The organism is Pseudarthrobacter linnaei (genome assembly GCF_055412825.1).
In genome coordinates, this window is the sequence record NZ_JBVAYX010000044.1 from 1 (window position 1) to 17,563 (window position 17,563).

The window sequence follows — 17,563 nt, forward strand, 5'->3', positions numbered from 1 at the left end:
CGGCACCTTTACCGCGTTATGGAGTCCACGGCCAAATCCTCGGCGCCTGAACACGGTTGACAAACATAGGAGCGTCCAACCGGCTCCTGCGGTTCTGGTTCGAGAAAGGATCGGACCTTTCCATCCACACCCCGGATGATCTCCGCCGGGTAGCCGCGAAACTCAACCGCCGGCCCCGGCCCACCCTCAACCTCGAGACCCCAGCCAACCGGCTGAACCAGCTGCTGCACGCAGCCTAAACCCCCGGCGTTGCTCCGACTGCTTGACTTTGCCCGGCACTAGCCACNGGCACTAGCCACCATGAAGAAGTGAACGCGAAAACCCGACGGAAGGACGAACGAGGATGAACACCCAGACGAGGCCCCGCAGGGCGGTACCCGGCCCGCCGTAGGCAGCCGCTCCCCCACACAACCGAATAGGCCGCTTTCCGGGACCCCACACACCCGGAACATCAGATCAGAGGCGAGAGTGTGGACACTGTCCACACGAAAAAAGCACCAAAAAGCCCCTGACCTGCGGAAACGCTGTGCCCGAGGTGGGACTCGAACCGGACTCCAGTCCCTGCAAATCCGCCACTTCCCCGCAAACCTCCGCAATCCGGCCCAGTCCGGCACCAGTACGACCCGATCCGAAGCCCAGGGTGTGCACAATGTGCACACCCTCTTTCTTGCCCACTTAGGCGCCCCAACCAGGCTGCCTAGACTGCCGTCCAGGCGGGGCGCGATATCACTCCGATATGAAGCGTAGGCCTCCGGAACCGGACCGGCCCCGAGTAAGCACCGAACTACGGGGCGGCCCTCGTGCAGGAAATCGACGAACAACATGGTGGCGGGCTCCTCCTTTCCGAACGTCTCATGGAGAAACGAACAGCAACCAGCATGACCAACCGGCTGGCCGGCCAACCAGGAAGTGAGCACGGACCATTAAAGACTTAACGGAGCCGACCGCAACGTCCGCCTTTCCCCGGCCAAGAGGTGCTCGACTGGCTGGCGGCAGGCAACTGATGGCGGACCTTCTTTCAAGCTATCGAAGCACAAGCTCCGACGCGACTGCACCTTTTGCTCGAAGTCCAGCGGCAGTGGGCACTAACTATTGGCCATTGAGAGCCGTTCCAGGCCAGGCATCCAACATGCCTTGCGCGGCGTCGTTCAAGGTGTGGGAGCCCGGCCACACAGGCCCCAGTCGGCGCGCCTCGCCAAGTACCGGGGGTTTGAACGTCAAGCTGAGACATGTCATCACGCTCAGCGAGCCGGGGGCGTTCCCGCCGCCCTGTGTTTATTCGCTACACTGCTGTGCCCGGTCCTCTCCCTCCAGAGAACGCCGAAAAGCCTTCTCCTCCAAAAGAGGGCCTATCCGCCTTGGCGGCAAAAGTACTGGATCAGCTCAGTTCGACGTCATGGTTGCCGGCCGCACTGCTTACGGCCGGTTTGGCGGTGTTGTTTCAGTTTCGGTCGAAGGAGGCAATTGACCTCCCCTTGGCCGTTGCACAGCTTGGCGCTGAGCCCTTCCAGTTGCTGGTGGTGATGCTTCCGCTTCTAGTAATAGCGACAATGGTCACTCAGGCTTTTTCTTTTTCTGCGATACGCACCCTTGAGGGCTATTGGAGCAGGGGCTGGCTCTCAAACGTTTTTGCTTCACTAATGACTAAACGCCACGCAAGAAAGAAGGTAAGTCTGAAGGCCGCCAAGACGAGGCTCGAACGTCGTGCCTTTGCGACTGCCAGGGAAGAGATGCTCTCTCGAGGGATTTCCGCGACCATCGTCTGCGCGCTTGAGGCAAAGCTTTACGAACAGCCGCCCAGCATACCTCTAACCGAAGCTGAAGCACTCGATATGGAAGCGATGAGCTGGGAAGATTACTGCCTCCCCTGGCAAATCTTAAAACTTGACCAGCTGCAAGGTGCCGCACCTCCTTACCCTCAAAACTCCCGCATCCTGCCGACCGCTCTCGGCAACAGACTCAGGGCTACTGAAGACACCCTTGAGAATACGAACGGAGACCTTGAAGGGTTCGTCCTAAGCAGATGGGCCTCTATGTCTTTCGGCCTTCGCTCACAACATGATGAGTTCCGGGACCGCTTGGAAATGTACTGCATCCTCGTCTTTGTGGCAGCAATTCTCAGTGTGGCAACCGTCCTTATACTGTTTGACAGCAAAATACAGTTCTGGCAAACAGGACTACTAGTCATAGGATTTCTGGCGCTAGCGTGCGTTTGCTACAGCGCGGCGATTACGAGCGCCAGCGGCTACTGCACAGTTCTCAGACTAATCGACAAGATTTAGCGCACAACGTTCGGTGTCCTAAGGCTTCGCTGGCACCATTCGACCTACGTGAACCGGGCATTCTGGAGGATTGCCCTCAGGCGCCTCTTGCCTCTCGGGGCAAGATGGGACGACGCATCGATAGGCAATCTTGTGTTGACGATTGAGACCTGGAACTCTGCGGTCGTTCATGCATTCAACTTCCTCTTACTGCAGACTGCAGTCAAGACGTGGAGAAAGAAACGATGCGTGCGCCGCGACGACTTGTACGTCGACCACGGCGTCTCCGGGGCACGAGCATCCCGTCCGCAGTTCGATCTCGCGCCTGATGCGCTCGAGGCCGGGGACACGCTCGTCATCACGGCCTTGGATCGGCTCGGCCGATCGACACAGAACATGCTCGGCTTCGCCCAGGAGCTGCGCGACCGCGGCGCGGGTCTTCGCGTGCTGAACCTCGGCGGCGGCGACGTCAACATCTCAACCCCGATGGGGTCCATGCTTCACGATCATGGCTGCGCTGGCGCAGATGGCGCGAAGGGAACGTCTCCACCACACCTAGAGCGACGTCCCGGGGAACTATTCCATAATACATTCCCCCCCTTTATGAGCTTGCATCCCGCCAACGCCAGGTCCAGCCACCTAGCCCATCTTCGATGAGTCAACGGGTCATTGACGAATCTGACTGTCAGTCGTAACATCCACGTCATGTAGGTCGCAGGTGCGCCGGCTATTTATCCCAATGGCACAGCTGAGTTTATTTGTTCCCGTATCGCCGGGGTTTCAATACATCTCTACTCCGTTTTCGAAGGCTGAAAATGACCTCCTTTGCACCTTGCCCCTCAAGCCGACCCGGCGGGAGTATCCCGCGGCGCGCGGTGAAGGTGGTAATCCACGGCGTGAGACTCAATTCCGACATGGAGGGCGACGATGATTTTGTCCCCTTCTACAACAATCGCGCCGATGTCTACGGAAAGGTAACGATAGAAGGCACCGCTTTCGATTTGCCGCAGTTAACCGACAACGACAACCCCTTTTGGGACCCTCAAGATGGCACCTTTGTCGCCGACATCACGAGTAATCCAGTCCCTATTCGTATCTCGGTCCGCGAGGCAGATTCACTCATCACAGGCGACGACGATGCTGTAGATATAAACGCTGCCCTCAACAAGCCTGACTTGGACCTGCGCTTCAATACGTGTTCGCTTCGTCTTGGTGGAGATCTCAATGCGTCGACGCAAACCGTTATTGAATCAGCTGGATCCGGCTCCTCAGGCGGCCGAATACGCTTCACCGTGGAAATGGTTGACGGGTCACCGGAGACTGAAGACGATGTGGCGCTGGTGGAACTCGGTCTCGTCCAAGTGATACATCAGCCGTCACGTCTGATCGCTGGAAAACCGGCCATCATCATGGCACGGGTGGCCAACAACTCGGCTTCCAAAGTGGAGACGGTGCTAGATGTTCATATTTCCGGACAAGGCGTGAATATTCTTGACCACTTCCCGATAGCTCTGGAACCTGGTGAGCTCAAGAAGGAATATTTCCGCCGGGAAAATCCGATACTTCTTCCGGCACCCAATGATTCGAAGAGTTATGACCTATACGTTGAAGGGCGCGTTGATGACCCGTTCAGCTCCAAGCTTCCTGTCAGTGACTGCCGAAGGCGAAATGACGAAATTGTAAAGCCATATACTCCTGTCCATGTTGTGGAAACAGGGGACCTGCGATTGATGTGGGTCAAGGTAGGAGCGGGGTTCGACATAGGGAACTCGGTTGACGACGACAGTTTCAGCGACATTGTAGAACTAGGTGGGGCTTTCATTCAGGCGACGTATCCGGTGGCACACACCGAGAACATGGTCAACCCCATTCCAATTACGCCCCCCGCCACCGCTGTATATGACTGGGTAGCGGTGTTGACGGGCCTCATACCGTGGCTGGATCCATACATGTTGACTCCGGTTGTTCTTGTCTACGAGTTGAACTTGATTTCTGCTGTGGAACTGGACATCCTCGGGAGCCCGACGATCATGGGAGTTCTCCCCTCCCATGACTGGTTCGACAGATTCGGCGGCCGGTGGGATGGCGTATGGGGGGTATCACTGGGTGAGTTCGCACCTGGTGCCGTCATCTTCACTGCAAAGGGCCCAGACAGAACGGGCGAAGTTGGTCCGCGAGTCACGCTGCCAGCTCATGAACTGGGTCACACCTTCAAGCTCAGTGTGGATTCTCGAATAAAACACAACCCCCTCTGCGACGTGACTTTTCCAGTGGTGGGTGACGCGCCCTGCGGTATTTTGGGTGGCTATGACGAATATAGTCACGACATCGCCGCGCTCAAGGACGGTAACCCTGCAAGCGGCTTTTGGGTTCACCAGCCAAATGAACCCGCATCCATAACGCCAATAGCAGACAAAGAAATCTGCGATACGCACTGCTTCATGGGTCACGGGCGTTCATACGGCACCAGCGCGGACGATGCTGTCGATGATTGGCCGGAACGTAAGCGTTGGATTGACCGTGCGGACTATGAAAATCTGATTGATCGCCTTCAGGGCCCGAATTTGCCAGTGCCACTTCCGGCCGGTTTGGCCGTTCATCAGTCACTGTTTGTTTCAGGTCTCATATCGTGGAACGACCAAATATTCATTGGCCCGATGGCTCTTCAGTCCAAGGGCAAGCCTCACTTAGTCACCCGTAGGGGACTATATGGCATCCGGTATCTGGACGTAAACCAGCGTGTCATTGCCGAGTTTGGCCTTGCCCTCAGGTGGAACGTATGTGGCTATAAGGGTGCATTTCCCTTCACGACCTTCGCTACTACCGTTCCTTTTCATCCTGAGGCTGCCAGCGTTGAGTTTGTGAGTAGGGGTACCGGTAGGGTCCTGGAGCAGAGGCAGCTTCGGCGCAGTGGCGGATCCATCTCGTTGGACGAGCCTGCCGGAGCAATACGTGTCGAGCGTGGTGCCAAGGTGCAGATGAAGTGGAAAGTACTTGACGGCACAGGAGAGCCAACCCGATCGCTAGTCGTGCTGAGTCCCGGCAAAGATATGTGGTGGCCGGCCTCAGCACTTCTTGTTGACAATAGTTTTGAACTAGACACCGCGTCCCTCGAGCTCGGCGAATATTCTTTTCAAGTAGCTGTCATAGACGGCGTCGACGTCCTCCGCAGCAACCTCGGAAGCTTCCACGTGGTTTAAGGGCGGTTAGGTGCGCGATGCCCGTTGGGCGTCCTTACACGATTTCGAACTGGCCCAGGCATTGCAGACTGCGCGCAGCGCCAAGACTCCCACGGCGGTGGCGGTAGCCGACGCCACCGTGCAGGAACGCTTGTTCCTCATCGGCAAGGTGCGCAAAGAGACCACCGCAAACATCAATGGCGCCGGTGACTCCCATTTCGAGGATCCCGCGTTCGTCAAAGCCGCCAGGGACACGCACGAAGCCAAGAGTCTGGCCGAGGGCGGCTTCAAAGGCTCCGAACGGACGCCCATGGAGCAGCGGCTCGACCAAACCGAAAAGGAACTCTTCGCCCGCATGGAAAACATCGGCCGCGAAATCGAAAACCGCGTCACCGGCAACCTCAGCCGCCGGCTCAAAGACCAGGGACTCAAAACAGAAACCACGTCGGCCGCCGACTACTGCTCAGCCGAACACCACGAAAAGTTCACTGAATCCCTGGAACAGAGCGGCGGGAGCGAAACGCAGATCCCCGGGAGGCTTGTCGCAGCCGCAGCGAAGCAACACACCCCAGCGCAGCTGTGACCATCGGCGGGGTGCTGGCTTTGGACCCGGAGGCCGGCTCCCACCGCCGAATCAGCGAAGACAGCAACGCCGGATACCCAGGATCCGGACGCGGCGATGACGGGAGACAAAGCCCACCGATTCCTACAACTCGCCCTCGAAGCAGGCCCCGCCGACTGGCCCGGCTCAGCGAGCTCATGATCAGCTCCGGATCACTTGCCATGTCATGCCGTTCCCCCCACACTCCTGCTTGAACAGGTATCACAGCGGAGAATCCGGACCGGCCGCAAACCTGGCCCGATCTAGAGAACAATCAGCAAGTCGTGTTGTACGCGGCCCCAGCCACCATGTGGCACTTCGTTTTCGGCCGTTCAGCACGACCCAGACTTCACCGAAGTCCACTTCCGCCTCCGCGCCCGGTGCATGTTCCTGCGGAACGAATGCCTCCACACGGCGGCCAGCCTCCACATCGATCTGGGCCCGGCGGACCCGCAGGTAGTCACGCACCGTCGAATACGACAGTTCCTCCGCGCCATGTTCCTCGATGAGCCGGGCCAGGATCCTGCGGGCGGTATGGCGTTGCTTCCGCGGCGCCGTCGTGTCCTCGACGAGCATCGCATCGATCGCCGCCTTGAACGGATCCAGCCGCCAGGCCACCGATTGTCTTGGTTTGCGTGACGGTGGGGAGGCGGATTCCAGAGCCTGCCGCACCGTTCTTCGGTGAACCTTATGTCTGGCCGCCAGCTTGCGGACCGAGAGGCCCTCGACCCGGGCCTCCCTTCGGATCAGCGCGAACAACTCCACTCTCGACTCCATCCAGACCAGCCTTCCGCTGCATCCATCACTGACGAATCCAACGCTGAAGCCGGGGCCACATATAACCGTCACAAGCTGCCCGGCGAGTCACGAAGTGGGGCCAGAAATAGCCGTCCTACCGGGGCCATCCAAACCTGTCATGGTCATGGTGGTCTGATGAGCCAACCGACCGCGGTCCCGCGCATACGCCGTCCCCCCACGCTGCCGCCGGTGCCGTCGTCAACCCGGACAAAGCCGGGGCGTCCGATGCAAGATGCTGTCAGGAAATTTTGGAAGGTGTAGGCAGGGCAGATTGCCCCTACATAGAATCTGTCAGCGGTGCCCGTATTCGTGCAGCAGATCGAACGTATCCCGGACGTCTCTGAGGTGCTCGATCCAATACTTAGCCGATTCCTGTTCTGCCAACCATTGGGCGATCGGGTATCCACGTTCCGCGTCCAGCCAGTCATTGGCGAGTTCTTCGTGCAGGAACCCAAGAATCTTCACGCGCAGACCTGCGGCCCACAGGACTTGCTTGGGGCTGCCTCTCAGAGCTGGCCACTTGGCCGGCCACCTGCTGTCGACATCGGCGGAAAAGGTCCTCAACTGCTCCTCATACTGGCGGTAAAGCGCGAGGTCCGCATCCAGGGCGCCACGGCGCGCGGCCGCGTCACGTCGTCTCTTGTCCGATGCTTCCTCGGCGGCGGCTGCTGCTTCATCCTCTCTTCGGCGCCGCAGGGCCTCCTGCCGGCCGGCGACCGCATACTTTGCCTTCCTCAGGTGCTCGGAGTCGAGCCCGCCTGCGGTCAGGCGCCACTGCTCAAGAGGGCCGCCGGCTGCCTTCAGTTCGGGTTCAGTGTCTTCGCCGGCGTGGTAGCTTACGCCTATACGGCATTCCTGTTTGACCCAGCCCCACCAGATCCTGAGGCTCCAGCCGCGTTCGGCGAGTTCGGTCTTGAACGCGTCGATGCCGGTGGACTCGAACAGCCAGTCCACCGTGGCGGCGCGGGTCAGGTAGCGGCTGGTACGTTCACTTCTCGCTGTGCCGCTCAACTGCGACCGCTGAACCTCCAGTGCCGCTTCGAAGTTGGGTCCGGTGGCCAGGACATCGGTGCGCCCTTCCTCTACAGAAACTTCCAGCCCGCATGTGAAGCCCGGCATCGCGTTGATCCAGTCGCGCAGGGCGTTCTGGATGGCCAGGTGGGTGTACCGGTCGGCGACGGACCCGGAGACCCCCAGTGCGCAGGTAACCCCAGACCGGTGCCGGAAATGGGGGATGTTGACGTCGCCTATAGCGAAGGTCAATTCGGTACCGCAGCCGCCCAGCGCGGTCGAGCAATGGAACGTGTGCGCCACTTTCAGGCGCCAGGCAGCATTCCTGTCCGCCGGCGCAGAAACTGGCTGCTCAGAGTCGGCTGAGTCCAGCACGGCATAGATATCCCGCTCCCCCGGCACTTCGTCGTTCAAAGAATCTGATCTTTCTTCACCACACCGAGCCCCCTTGTTCGTTGCGTTCCCATCCGGCCTTAATCGAAGTTACGCCATCCGGGCGGCCGGGGCAGCAAATTCCAGGGCAGCGTTTCGGGCGATACGGTATGACGTCGTTGTCTGTGGCCACGAGTGGTGTAAAGGAGCACGACGTGCCGGAGGGCTCCACAACTGCCGCAAGCCATCACGGTAGGTTGCGCAGTCATCTGGCGCCTGCCAGGGAAAGGAGACGAACCACCCAGCCACCCTTAGGTCAGTGTCCGCGTCAGCCGACGGCGCCACGCCTGAGCGGAGGTCGGCATGACGTCGCTGACGGCCGTCTCAAGTTCCACGCCATGGGCGCGAATGACCCGCATCCCGTGCTCTGGAGCGCCTTCTATCATGGCCTTGATCTTGGCGGCGTCGCTGAAAATATAGGCGGCCAGAATATCGAGTTCATCCCGAAGCTCCAGCTTGAGGTCGAACAACGCGCTCCGAAATCGAATGTATGCAGCGAGATCATCGGCGTCTTCCATCGCCCGTGCGACTACAAGGAGCTGGTGGAATGGGATGACTGCAAGATCCGGGTGATCTACATCGCCGTGAGGAAGACACTCGTGGTTCCAAACAGCGCCACCATAGGAATGGAGGGGCACGGCTATCCCATAAACATTGCTGCTTGGAGCCGCCCAGGTCAACCCGTCAACTGTCACGCCGCCGCCACATCTGACCGCATCCATTCGTAGCTTGAGCTGTGTCGCCGCCTTGCTCACTTGGTCCGTGAAAGTGTGAATGACGGTGCCAGGCGCGTGAACGGCAGCCATTGCTTTGCATTCACCGATGAACGTATGCACTGGCGAACGGAAGATAAAGTCCGTTTCGCCTTTGTTCTTTGTCTCGGGTATTGGGATAAAGACAGGAGCAAGCGGAAGCTCAATTCCTGAGGGCAGGACATGGCTCAGCGCCCGTATTACAGCATTCTCAAAAAGGTCCGATCGGTCTTTGTCATCGGAGAGGAGACTGCGGGCCAGGTTGAGGAGTGCAAATTCAACCCCGTATGTCGCCTCTCGCACTGCCACCGGTGCGATGATGCCTCCGACTTCGACGAATGGATGGGCCTCAATCTCGAGCGTATCCACCAATTCCTCGAAGGATTTGGATCGATGCTCGTCTCCCTTCACAGCCAAGACCTCCACGAGTGGGAGGGCGAACGGGGAAGGCAATGGTACTGGCCCAACTACTTCGCCGGCCGCCTGCCGGTCCATCCTATTTACGTATGCCTCAACCCACTTGAAGAGATCCGTGATTGCCCGCTGACTAACAAACTCGAAGTCGCTGTACTTGGTTCGATTGCTCTCGATCTCGCAAGCCATGGAGCTACAGAAAAGTTCTGAGACCCAACGGAAGTGAACATCAACCGACCAAATCCTCCTCTGAGTTTCCTGCCACGGGTTCACCTGGACTCCGCGCGCAAGATCCTTGTCTCTGTCAACGAGCTGCCAAATGATTCGGGAGGTGGCCAACCATGCCCCGCAAGCGGCAGCGAACCTCTGAACGTTTTCCTGACTCCTATCTGTTCCCCTCCCCGAAACAGCGAGAATCCAGTGAAACCGGTTGAATCCAGCGCTGCTGGCGTACCTTGCTGCAGATGAATTCGCCATCGCTTGCTCAAGAGCCTTCATGTCCAAAGCAGTGGCACTGTCCAAGATCCCAAGGAGCCAATCGGCCCTTCGGCGCGACCTGTCCCTGTAACGGCTCACTCGGGCTAGTAATGCTTCGCGCTCCTCCGGGCTAGCTTTGCCTGCAAGCACATCAACAAGTCCCTCGGTGACAGCGGACGGGAGAGCCCGTCGTTCTTCCTCACAGTAGCGTCGCCGTTCCTCTTCTGCCGCCCATTCTTTCCCCGACTGCCTTTGCCCCATCTGTCTCTCTTCTTCGTGGTTCTTGTCCGAATCCTATGTGACTTGGACCGCAACCGCGGCGTCCTCGCAACCCGGCACGACTCTTGCCGGCTCTCCCTCTCATTGACAAAGAACGCCCCGTACCGAAGATCGGCCGCCCAGCGTCACGCGATAGGAAGAGCACGCGCCGTTGTCCTGTGCTCGGCACGGAGGGCCTTGAGCATCGGGTAGTGGGGATGGTGGCTGTTGCCCTGCAGGTTGAGCGGCAGGCTCAGCTGCTCGATCGCGTGCGTCTCGGGGAGCCAGGGCGAATCGGCCTGAACCCAGGTTACGCGGGCGTGCCGGCTCATCCACTCGCTGATCTGACGTTCGCCGTGGTGCGTAAACGTCAGCCGGCTTCCGCTGCCGACTCTGCGGAGCGCGATGCCTATGTTGTCTGCCAGATGGCAGCCCAGCGTCAGCCGTAGTGTGGAGCCGTAGGCGTTGCCGCGGTAGTGGTATCGGATCCGGTTCCAAAGCGTCTGGGTGCTCGGCGGTGTTCCATTTCGGGGCGGCTCTTTCGGCGCGATGCCGACGTAGAGCATCACTCCTTCAGGGATGGCGTGGCAGTTGCGGACGTCTACGCCAGGTGGCACTTCATCGAAGTACCACGCGTAGATGCCGGACACCTTGGGTACTGGTGAGGACCGCTCGAGCACTTCCTCACGCGTATATAGGCGCGCGGGCCTTAGTAACTGTGTCAGCTCTGCGGTGTAGTCCTTGGATGAGGCCCGCTCCGCGCGCATCAGAGCCGGGAGCGAAGACTGCGGGGCCTTGGCTGCGTGCAGAGGCGCCAACGCATCGCCCGCCTTGGCCGGGAAGTCTTGTTCTTTCGTCACAGGTCAACGATGACGGAGAGCCCGGCGCTTGTCCACGACACGCCACTGCTCTTGCGCCATCTTGGCGGCATCGACCCGCTCACCAAAGGTACGCCACCAACCGTACAGAAGCTCCCCCGTCTCAGCTGAACCCCTCAGAGCATCCGAGGCAATCCTGGAGTCCCGACTCATCGCCGGCCGACGCGCCCAGTTGAAGCTGTGCCACGGGCGGACAGACCGGAAATCCCGACACTCGCGCTTGGCGTTCACGGGCGTCGATGTTAAGGCACAATATCTACAATTACTGTTTTTCTAACTTTGTGAAGGAGACACTCATGGGGCGACCACCCGGTGCGACAAACAGGACCCCGCGAGAACTCGCAGCTGCGGCAGCGCACCTCAAGAAGGAGGCCAAGCTCAAACAAAGGCTTGCAGAGAAGGCCAAGCAGATCGAAGCGCTTAAGAAGAAGAAAGCTGGGCGGAAGTAAGCGGCGACTGTCAGGATTACTGGCTGATCAAGTCGACCACCAGCTGCCGGCACTTTACCTCGGTGGCGTTGAATGCCCCGCGGACTGCCGTTAACTTGCCGCCTTCGATGCGGTTGAGCAGATAATCCGGCGGGAAGTTCTTCACGAGCCTTCGTTCGATTCGGTCCGCGTTGATGGTCGTGGCGGCAAAGATGCGGGTGGTGTCTAGGGCCCGGAACGTGTCGACCGGCAGCACAGATTCGTATTTGTTGCCTACGCAGAGGAGCCATGGAGCCCCCTCGCCAAAGTCATCAAGGTCTACGAGGACTTCTTCGAACTCTTCGGCGACTTCAAGCGGTTCATGGAGTTCTTCCACTTTCAAGACCTCTTGACGCCCGACTCCGATTATGAGTCGGTTGAATACTTCCTGCCGCGGACAACTTTGAGCGTCCCGGGACACCGACATCAACCCCGAGTACGTGGAGTACCGGGATAAACTCCCGGAGTTCCTCGAAAAACGGAACCATCGGATGGCCGAGTGGTCAGGAAGTACCTCCCTGATATTGAGGTCCGCTAGAAGCGCCCCGCAGAGTAGAACCGCTGTCTGGCGACGTTCTCTTGAACCTTGTCGGCTTCGGCATCGCCGTCGTGGGGGGGCGGTTTCGAGAGTTCACCCGTCCGGGCGAGCGTCCCGGCGGCCGTCGAAGCCTTTACCTCCTCCTCGGGCAGGTGAAACGTGCCGAGCAGGACGGAGACGACGCAGGCGGGGATGGCATTCTTGGGTGCCTCGGCCGGTCCGCCGCGGTCCGGCAGGACACGGTTCTTCACGCAATCCCAGAACGCGCCGTTGTCGACCTCGAGCTGCTCGCTCAGGATGTGGAGAAAAAACTAGCGACGTCTTCACCCCCTAAGGTGCAGGCATGGCCACATGCGATGAGTGCAAGAAGGAATTCGACGTCGGCGTCGAGCGGGACGAGTTCAACAATGAGTTCCCGGAGGACGACATCGACTACGACGAAGAGATTGAGGGCGGTCCGCAGTGCGCCAGCTGTGTCGGCTCCCGCATCGAGTCGAACAATAACGTGGGCCGCGCCATCGACATGATGAACGGCGACGAGGACTACGACGGGGACCACGTCGAGAAGTACCTGTAGTAACCGGCGGCGCGCCCGCAACCTAGATTGTGGCGGGCCAGCAACAGGTCGAATCCGCTCGAGTCATTGAGCGGAATCCAGTGGGGCTTGGTTCTTGGCTTCTCGAGGCAACCGGCGAAAAGCCAGCCCCGCCACAGGCTTCTCCACGGGGAGGCAGAGGCAGACCAGCCATTTGTGACGCTGACCGAGTCTTTGCAGTTCAACCAGTGCCTGAAAGTAACCGGTACCACGACCTTCGCCATGGAGGCCGTCGCCGCCCTAGCTGACCGCAGAGGCATTGGTAAACACGGCCATTACGAGGGAAAAACCCAGCTTCAGCGGGAACCGGAAAATCCTGTCGATGCTTAGGCCGTTGCCGTCCTGGTGGATGGCGCAAAAGTCGGCTCGCTTCCGTAATACGCTGCCCGGGCCCTCCCATCGCCGGCGGGCGTCAGTGAACGGGTGCACTACCATCTGCACGTCCCTGGCAAACGTTTGACGCCACCGCCGTCGTCGACTAAGCCCCGATGTTGGCGGCCACCCCGCACTGGATGCGTGGCGGTGACAGGACCGACCTTATCGGCTCCCCCATGGACCGCGCCGGCGAAACAGCTCCTGCGCCCGGGCCGGTCCGGTCCGAACTGTCCCGAGGGCGCGCACTCGGCAAGGGAACCGGCTCAGCCGACGACGCGAAGCTTCCTCCCCGGCTGCGGCTCTGAGCCCGGATAGGCTAACCGGCATGGGGGAACAGACAGGGGCTGAGACCCCCAGCCAGGCCGTCGAGCCTGGTATCACTAAAATGCAGAAGTATCTGCGCGTTTATCCGTGGCTCAGCGTTCTGATCGGCGCTGCGGTCATCCTCTTCGTCTACCTGATCATCTTGGTCTTCGATAGGTTCTTCCCACCGGAGCTTGAAGCGAAACGGTTCATGAGCGTGTCATCTGCCGCATCGTTGGCGACCGGTGCTCTGCTCCAGACTGTCCTTGCATCCCTTGCAAGTACGGGGCGAGCACCAAGCAGTCGGGTAGGCTCGGCCAACAATGGCTGCACGGTCCCACCCCTACCGACCGAGGAACAAGTGGAAGCTGGATGGCCTGACTTTTTGAATCTGATCGGATGGAGTTTAGTGACCGCAGGGGCGCTGCTCGCCCTGCATGTGGCGGTCTTCTACCCTTAGGTTCGCGGTACTGAAGTTGCGCCCGGCACACCCGCCGATGCCTCCGTGCCCACACATGTCCTAGGGGATGAGTGAGAACAAAAGATGGTCCGACCGGCTGACGGGTGACCGCACCAAAGACGCCAAAGACATTCGCGACTGGTCAGTCTCTGCTCGTAGAGGTCTCCATGCATACGTTCGAAGATCCCCGCTCGGGCGCCACTGAAGCGTCTGAGTCGCTGCAACGCCCCGCGACAGCGCCGTCGTCGAACGCGCCGAACACGCCCTGGAAAGGCGCCCGCGCTCAGCGAACACGGTAACTTCCCAGCAGACCAAGGGACTACCGGCCTCATGCCGCGCCACCGAAAACCATCCATGAATGCCCAGAAGCATCTTCGCTGTTTGTCATTCTGATCCCCATCATCGCTGGGCGGGCCCTCCGCACAACCAGGGCGCGATGCGCCGATCGCCATCCAAAATTTCACTCGGCGCTCCTCCGTCGCTTATTTCCTCGCGAAATCCTGGACCGCTCCCGCTTCCCCAAGTTGCACTCCGGCCCCTCACACCCAGCGGTGACTCCCCTATCAGAACGACGCCGAAATCTGACAAGCACAACCGGTGCCCGCCAGCCGATAAAGGAGAAGGAAATGGAAACATTCACAATCAAAACGCCCGCCGACGTTCTCAGTTTCGTCGGGCACACCCTGGGGTTTTGGCCCCGGGAAAGCCTCGTCTGCATCACGCTGGTCGACAACCACGTCGGGGCCACACTGCGCGTTGACCTGCCGAAGCCCGGAGCTGAGATCAGCTACGCACAAACCATCGCTGAATACCTGGCCCATGATGCTAAGGCCGCCAGCGTGCTCTTCGCCGTCTACACATCTCGGCCCACCGAGGCCGGACGTGCCAGGCCGCACGCCGCAACAATCGCGGCACTCACAGGAGCCCTGGCCGAGCGGGGAATGACCATCCGCGACGGACTCCTCGTAGGAGACAACGCAGTTTCGCAATACGACGGCGACCCCAAGGCCGGACCATCGATGCCCCTATCGTCTACCCAGTCCAGCCAGATCAACGCTGAGTTCGTGTACCGCGGCAGCACCATCGCCCCAACCAACCGCATCACGCTGCCGGCCTCGACCAAAGAAACCCAGACCGCGGATGCCGTCGAAAGCTGCGCGAAATCAATGCAGAGCCTGAACATCCTACATGCCATGGACAGGGCCCGGACGCTATGGACGGAGATGCTCGACGCAAATACCTTCCCGACGGACGAGGGAATCATCAGCCTGATCGCGGGCCTCCAGTTCCCGGCCATTCGGGATCAACTCATGGCGGAAATCCCCGGAATTGACGAGCCCATGGACCGAGTTCTCCTGGCCCAGACAGACAGCAAGCCGCACTGGTCCCGGGTCGAATGGGCAGAGCAGCTGCTGCTACACGCTTACACGCGCAGCAGCACGAGACACTCCGCCCCCATCCTGACTGCCATCGCCTTCATCAACTGGTGGGAAGGCAGAGGCAGCAAGGCCCACCAGTTCCTGCAACTCGCCCTCGAGGCCGACCCCGGCTACCACCTGGCCAGGCTCAGCGACCAAATGATCCGCTCCGGATCAGTTGCCATGTCATGCCGTTCCCGACGCAGTCCTGCATGAACAGGTATCAGAGCGGAAATTTCGGACCGACCCCAACACGAGCCCGAAAGAATAGTCAGAATCATGTTGTACGCGGCCCTAGCCAACATGAAGTAGTGAACGCGAAAACCCAACGGAAGGACAAAAGAGGATGAACACCCAAAAGGGGCCCCACAGCGCGGTCCGCGGTCCGCCGTAGTCAGCCGCTCCCCCACAACCGAATAGGTCTATCCGGGACCCCACACACCCGGAACATCAGATCAGAGGCAAGAGTGTGGACACTGTCCACACGAAGAAACGCAAAAAAGGCCCGTGACCTGCGGAAACACTGTGCCCGAGGTGGGACTCGAACCCACACACCTTTCGATACCGCATTTTGAGTGCGGCGCGTCTGCCATTCCGCCACTCGGGCGCGGATTACACCGGTGTCATAATCGCCCCGCCACAGTGCTGTGAGCAACGCGATCGCTTCCAGTGCGCGAAATTACTCTACATGCAGATAGGCTGAATTCCAGAATCGCGCCAGTGACGCCGCCTCGAGCCAAACAGGTCCAAGTACAGCAGCGGTGACAACCTAAGATGGTCTCGTTCCCGCAGTACCTTTCCAAGGAGTTCCCGTGTCAGAACAGACGGAGTCAAACCCCACGTCCAAGCCGGCGCGCCGCGTGGTTGTCGCCGAGGACGAGACCCTTATCCGGCTCGACATCATCGAGATCCTGCGGGGCGAGGGCTATGACGTCGTCGGCGAAGCGGACAACGGCGAAAAGGCCGTCCAACTCGCCGAAGAGCTGAAGCCGGACCTGGTCCTGATGGACGTCAAGATGCCCGTCATGGACGGCATCACCGCTGCCGAGAAAATCGTCAAGGCCCGGATCGCCCCCGTGGTCCTGCTAACCGCGTTCAGCCAGAAGGAACTCGTCGAGCGCGCCCGCGACGCCGGCGCCATGGCCTACGTCGTCAAGCCGTTCACCCCCGCGGACCTCATCCCCGCCCTGGAAATCGCACTCTCCCGCCACGAGGAAATCAAGGCCCTCGAAAGTGAAGTGACCGACCTGCAGGAGCAGTTCGCCACCCGCAAGCTTGTCGAACGCGCCAAGAGCCTCCTGACCACCAAGATGGGCCTGACGGAGCCGGAAGCGTTCCGCTGGATCCAGAAGACCTCCATGGACCGCCGCCTCAGCATGCGCGAGGTTGCCGAGACCATCATCAACCAGGTCAACTAGGACTCTCCCCCGGTTCCGGGACGGCCACGCAGCCGCGGCATCCCGGAACCGGCGGTTTCGGTCTATTGGGTCAGGTGCCCGCCTAAACGCACCGCGGCAACGAGCGCCATGACCCCGCCACCAAGGGTGGCCACGGCCATCAAAGCCGGCAGGAACCCCCCGCTGAGCGCCACCCTGTCGCTCTCGGACGAAGTCAGGATCGTGTGGATGCGGCGGTAGCGCCGATGCGTGAGCAGAAGCGCCACGAATGACACACCAGCCCCCAGCGCGGCCGGAATGAGCGCCCATAAGCCCAGCACCTCGGGCAGGATGCGCAGCGCGGCCAGGGACGCGACGGCGACCGCCAGCGCCGTCCTGCGCCAGGCCAGCGCGGTCCGTTCCGGCTGCAGGCCGGCGTCGAAGGGCCGGTGGCCCCGGCCGGGTTCGTTCCCAGGAGCGCCGGCCATCAGGCGAGGACAACCCCGAGGAAGACCAGGATCCCCGCCACGGAAACGGCGGCCCCGATCGGGAAAGTGAGATGGGCGGCGGGAAGCGGCCTGTCGAGGCGCAGTGCGCGTTCAATCTGGATCCAGCCGAACCAGGCCTGCACGGGCGCGGCGATCCCGGCGACGATCAGGACAATGGAGGCCGACAGGCGCAATCCTTCCTGAAGATTCAGCCCCAGAGCCTCCAAGGCGACTCCGCTGGCAATCAGGGCCAGGGACGTCCGTATCCAGGCCAGGAAAGTGCGTTCATTGGCGAGGCTGAACCGGGCGTCCGGATCGGATCCCTGGGAGAACAGGGCTGCGGGAAATCGTCGCGTTGCGTCAGTCATGGCTCTTTCTGGTTGGCAAATTTGTGGCGGCGGCCCTGGTGTTCAGGGCCGCCGCCACAGGGTTGCGGTTAGGTGCTGGTGGTGCCGGTCAGCTGGCGGGGACGGTTTCGTGGG

The 17,563-nt window shown here is 60.4% G+C and carries 17 protein-coding genes, 1 tRNA gene and 3 pseudogenes; 12 read left to right on the forward strand and 9 right to left on the reverse strand.

Annotated features, from left to right (window positions below; genetic code table 11):
- Positions 1-74: 74 nt before the first annotated feature.
- The 5 genes and pseudogenes from ACZYZ3_RS19730 to ACZYZ3_RS19750 all read left to right on the forward strand — a co-directional run.
- Positions 75-239 (forward strand): annotated as a pseudogene (locus tag ACZYZ3_RS19730) (IS30 family transposase); the annotation flags it as partial.
- Positions 240-1,358: 1,119 nt separating this feature from the next.
- A complete protein-coding gene (locus ACZYZ3_RS19735) occupies positions 1,359-2,282 on the forward strand; it encodes a hypothetical protein (protein ID WP_463965480.1) in 924 nt (307 codons plus the stop codon).
- 228 nt (positions 2,283-2,510) lie between these two features.
- Positions 2,511-2,808: pseudogene (locus tag ACZYZ3_RS19740) on the forward strand (recombinase family protein); the annotation flags it as partial.
- 367 nt (positions 2,809-3,175) lie between these two features.
- Positions 3,176-5,461, forward strand: coding sequence for a hypothetical protein (locus ACZYZ3_RS19745; RefSeq protein ID WP_463965481.1), 2,286 nt, complete (start codon positions 3,176-3,178; stop codon positions 5,459-5,461).
- Positions 5,462-5,471: 10 nt separating this feature from the next.
- Positions 5,472-6,023 (forward strand): hypothetical protein, encoded by a 552-nt coding sequence (locus ACZYZ3_RS19750; protein ID WP_463965482.1) that lies wholly within the window; start codon positions 5,472-5,474, stop codon positions 6,021-6,023.
- Positions 6,024-6,342: 319 nt separating this feature from the next.
- On the opposite strand, the pseudogene ACZYZ3_RS19755 reads toward ACZYZ3_RS19750, so the two are convergent.
- The 4 genes and pseudogenes from ACZYZ3_RS19755 to ACZYZ3_RS19770 all read right to left on the reverse strand — a co-directional run.
- A pseudogene (locus ACZYZ3_RS19755) lies at positions 6,343-6,818 on the reverse strand (IS21 family transposase); the annotation flags it as partial.
- 312 nt (positions 6,819-7,130) lie between these two features.
- Complete coding sequence (locus tag ACZYZ3_RS19760) at positions 7,131-8,264, reverse strand: competence protein CoiA family protein (RefSeq protein WP_463965483.1); 1,134 nt, start codon at positions 8,262-8,264, stop codon at positions 7,131-7,133.
- A 269-nt stretch (positions 8,265-8,533) separates the two neighbouring features.
- Positions 8,534-9,946 carry a hypothetical protein gene (locus ACZYZ3_RS19765; RefSeq protein ID WP_463965484.1) on the reverse strand — a complete coding sequence of 471 codons (1,413 nt, stop codon included), beginning with the start codon at positions 9,944-9,946 and terminating at the stop codon, positions 8,534-8,536.
- 383 nt (positions 9,947-10,329) lie between these two features.
- Positions 10,330-11,043: a GIY-YIG nuclease family protein gene (locus tag ACZYZ3_RS19770; RefSeq protein ID WP_463965485.1), complete on the reverse strand. Its 714-nt coding sequence runs from the start codon at positions 11,041-11,043 to the stop codon at positions 10,330-10,332.
- Positions 11,044-11,342: 299 nt separating this feature from the next.
- On the opposite strand from ACZYZ3_RS19770, the gene ACZYZ3_RS19775 reads away from it, so the two are divergent.
- A complete protein-coding gene (locus ACZYZ3_RS19775) occupies positions 11,343-11,510 on the forward strand; it encodes a hypothetical protein (protein ID WP_463965486.1) in 168 nt (55 codons plus the stop codon).
- Positions 11,511-11,526: 16 nt separating this feature from the next.
- Here the strand turns inward: ACZYZ3_RS19775 and ACZYZ3_RS19780 are convergent, their stop codons facing one another.
- Positions 11,527-11,865 (reverse strand): hypothetical protein, encoded by a 339-nt coding sequence (locus tag ACZYZ3_RS19780; protein ID WP_463965487.1) that lies wholly within the window; start codon positions 11,863-11,865, stop codon positions 11,527-11,529.
- Between ACZYZ3_RS19780 and ACZYZ3_RS19785 the strand changes: the two genes are divergently transcribed.
- A complete protein-coding gene (locus ACZYZ3_RS19785) occupies positions 11,800-11,985 on the forward strand; it encodes a DUF6994 family protein (protein WP_463965495.1) in 186 nt (61 codons plus the stop codon). The two genes, ACZYZ3_RS19780 and ACZYZ3_RS19785, sit on opposite strands and share 66 nt — an antisense overlap.
- Positions 11,986-12,062: 77 nt before the next feature.
- Here ACZYZ3_RS19785 and ACZYZ3_RS19790 read toward each other — a convergent pair whose 3' ends face one another.
- On the reverse strand, positions 12,063-12,317 hold the full coding sequence (locus ACZYZ3_RS19790) for a hypothetical protein (protein ID WP_463965488.1): 255 nt from the start codon (positions 12,315-12,317) through the stop codon (positions 12,063-12,065).
- 92 nt (positions 12,318-12,409) lie between these two features.
- Between ACZYZ3_RS19790 and ACZYZ3_RS19795 the strand changes: the two genes are divergently transcribed.
- The 4 genes from ACZYZ3_RS19795 (at position 12,410) to ACZYZ3_RS19810 (ending at position 15,433) form a co-directional block, all read left to right on the forward strand.
- On the forward strand, positions 12,410-12,643 hold the full coding sequence (locus ACZYZ3_RS19795; protein WP_463965489.1) for a hypothetical protein: 234 nt from the start codon (positions 12,410-12,412) through the stop codon (positions 12,641-12,643).
- Positions 12,644-12,817: 174 nt separating this feature from the next.
- Positions 12,818-12,991: a hypothetical protein gene (locus tag ACZYZ3_RS19800; RefSeq protein ID WP_463965490.1), complete on the forward strand. Its 174-nt coding sequence runs from the start codon at positions 12,818-12,820 to the stop codon at positions 12,989-12,991.
- A gap of 370 nt (positions 12,992-13,361) precedes the next feature.
- Positions 13,362-13,799 (forward strand): hypothetical protein, encoded by a 438-nt coding sequence (locus tag ACZYZ3_RS19805; RefSeq protein ID WP_463965491.1) that lies wholly within the window; start codon positions 13,362-13,364, stop codon positions 13,797-13,799.
- A gap of 626 nt (positions 13,800-14,425) precedes the next feature.
- Positions 14,426-15,433 carry a DUF4192 domain-containing protein gene (locus ACZYZ3_RS19810; RefSeq protein ID WP_463965492.1) on the forward strand — a complete coding sequence of 336 codons (1,008 nt, stop codon included), beginning with the start codon at positions 14,426-14,428 and terminating at the stop codon, positions 15,431-15,433.
- 310 nt (positions 15,434-15,743) lie between these two features.
- Here the strand turns inward: ACZYZ3_RS19810 and ACZYZ3_RS19815 are convergent.
- Positions 15,744-15,824 (reverse strand) — tRNA-Leu (locus ACZYZ3_RS19815).
- A 205-nt stretch (positions 15,825-16,029) separates the two neighbouring features.
- On the opposite strand from ACZYZ3_RS19815, the gene ACZYZ3_RS19820 reads away from it, so the two are divergent.
- Positions 16,030-16,635: an ANTAR domain-containing response regulator gene (locus ACZYZ3_RS19820; RefSeq protein ID WP_301226264.1), complete on the forward strand. Its 606-nt coding sequence runs from the start codon at positions 16,030-16,032 to the stop codon at positions 16,633-16,635.
- 62 nt (positions 16,636-16,697) lie between these two features.
- Here ACZYZ3_RS19820 and ACZYZ3_RS19825 read toward each other — a convergent pair whose 3' ends face one another.
- A complete protein-coding gene (locus ACZYZ3_RS19825) occupies positions 16,698-17,081 on the reverse strand; it encodes a DUF202 domain-containing protein (RefSeq protein WP_463965493.1) in 384 nt (127 codons plus the stop codon).
- Positions 17,081-17,449 carry a YidH family protein gene (locus tag ACZYZ3_RS19830; RefSeq protein WP_463965494.1) on the reverse strand — a complete coding sequence of 123 codons (369 nt, stop codon included), beginning with the start codon at positions 17,447-17,449 and terminating at the stop codon, positions 17,081-17,083. The genes ACZYZ3_RS19825 and ACZYZ3_RS19830 overlap by 1 nt, the downstream gene beginning before the upstream one ends.
- Positions 17,450-17,563 lie beyond the last annotated feature (114 nt).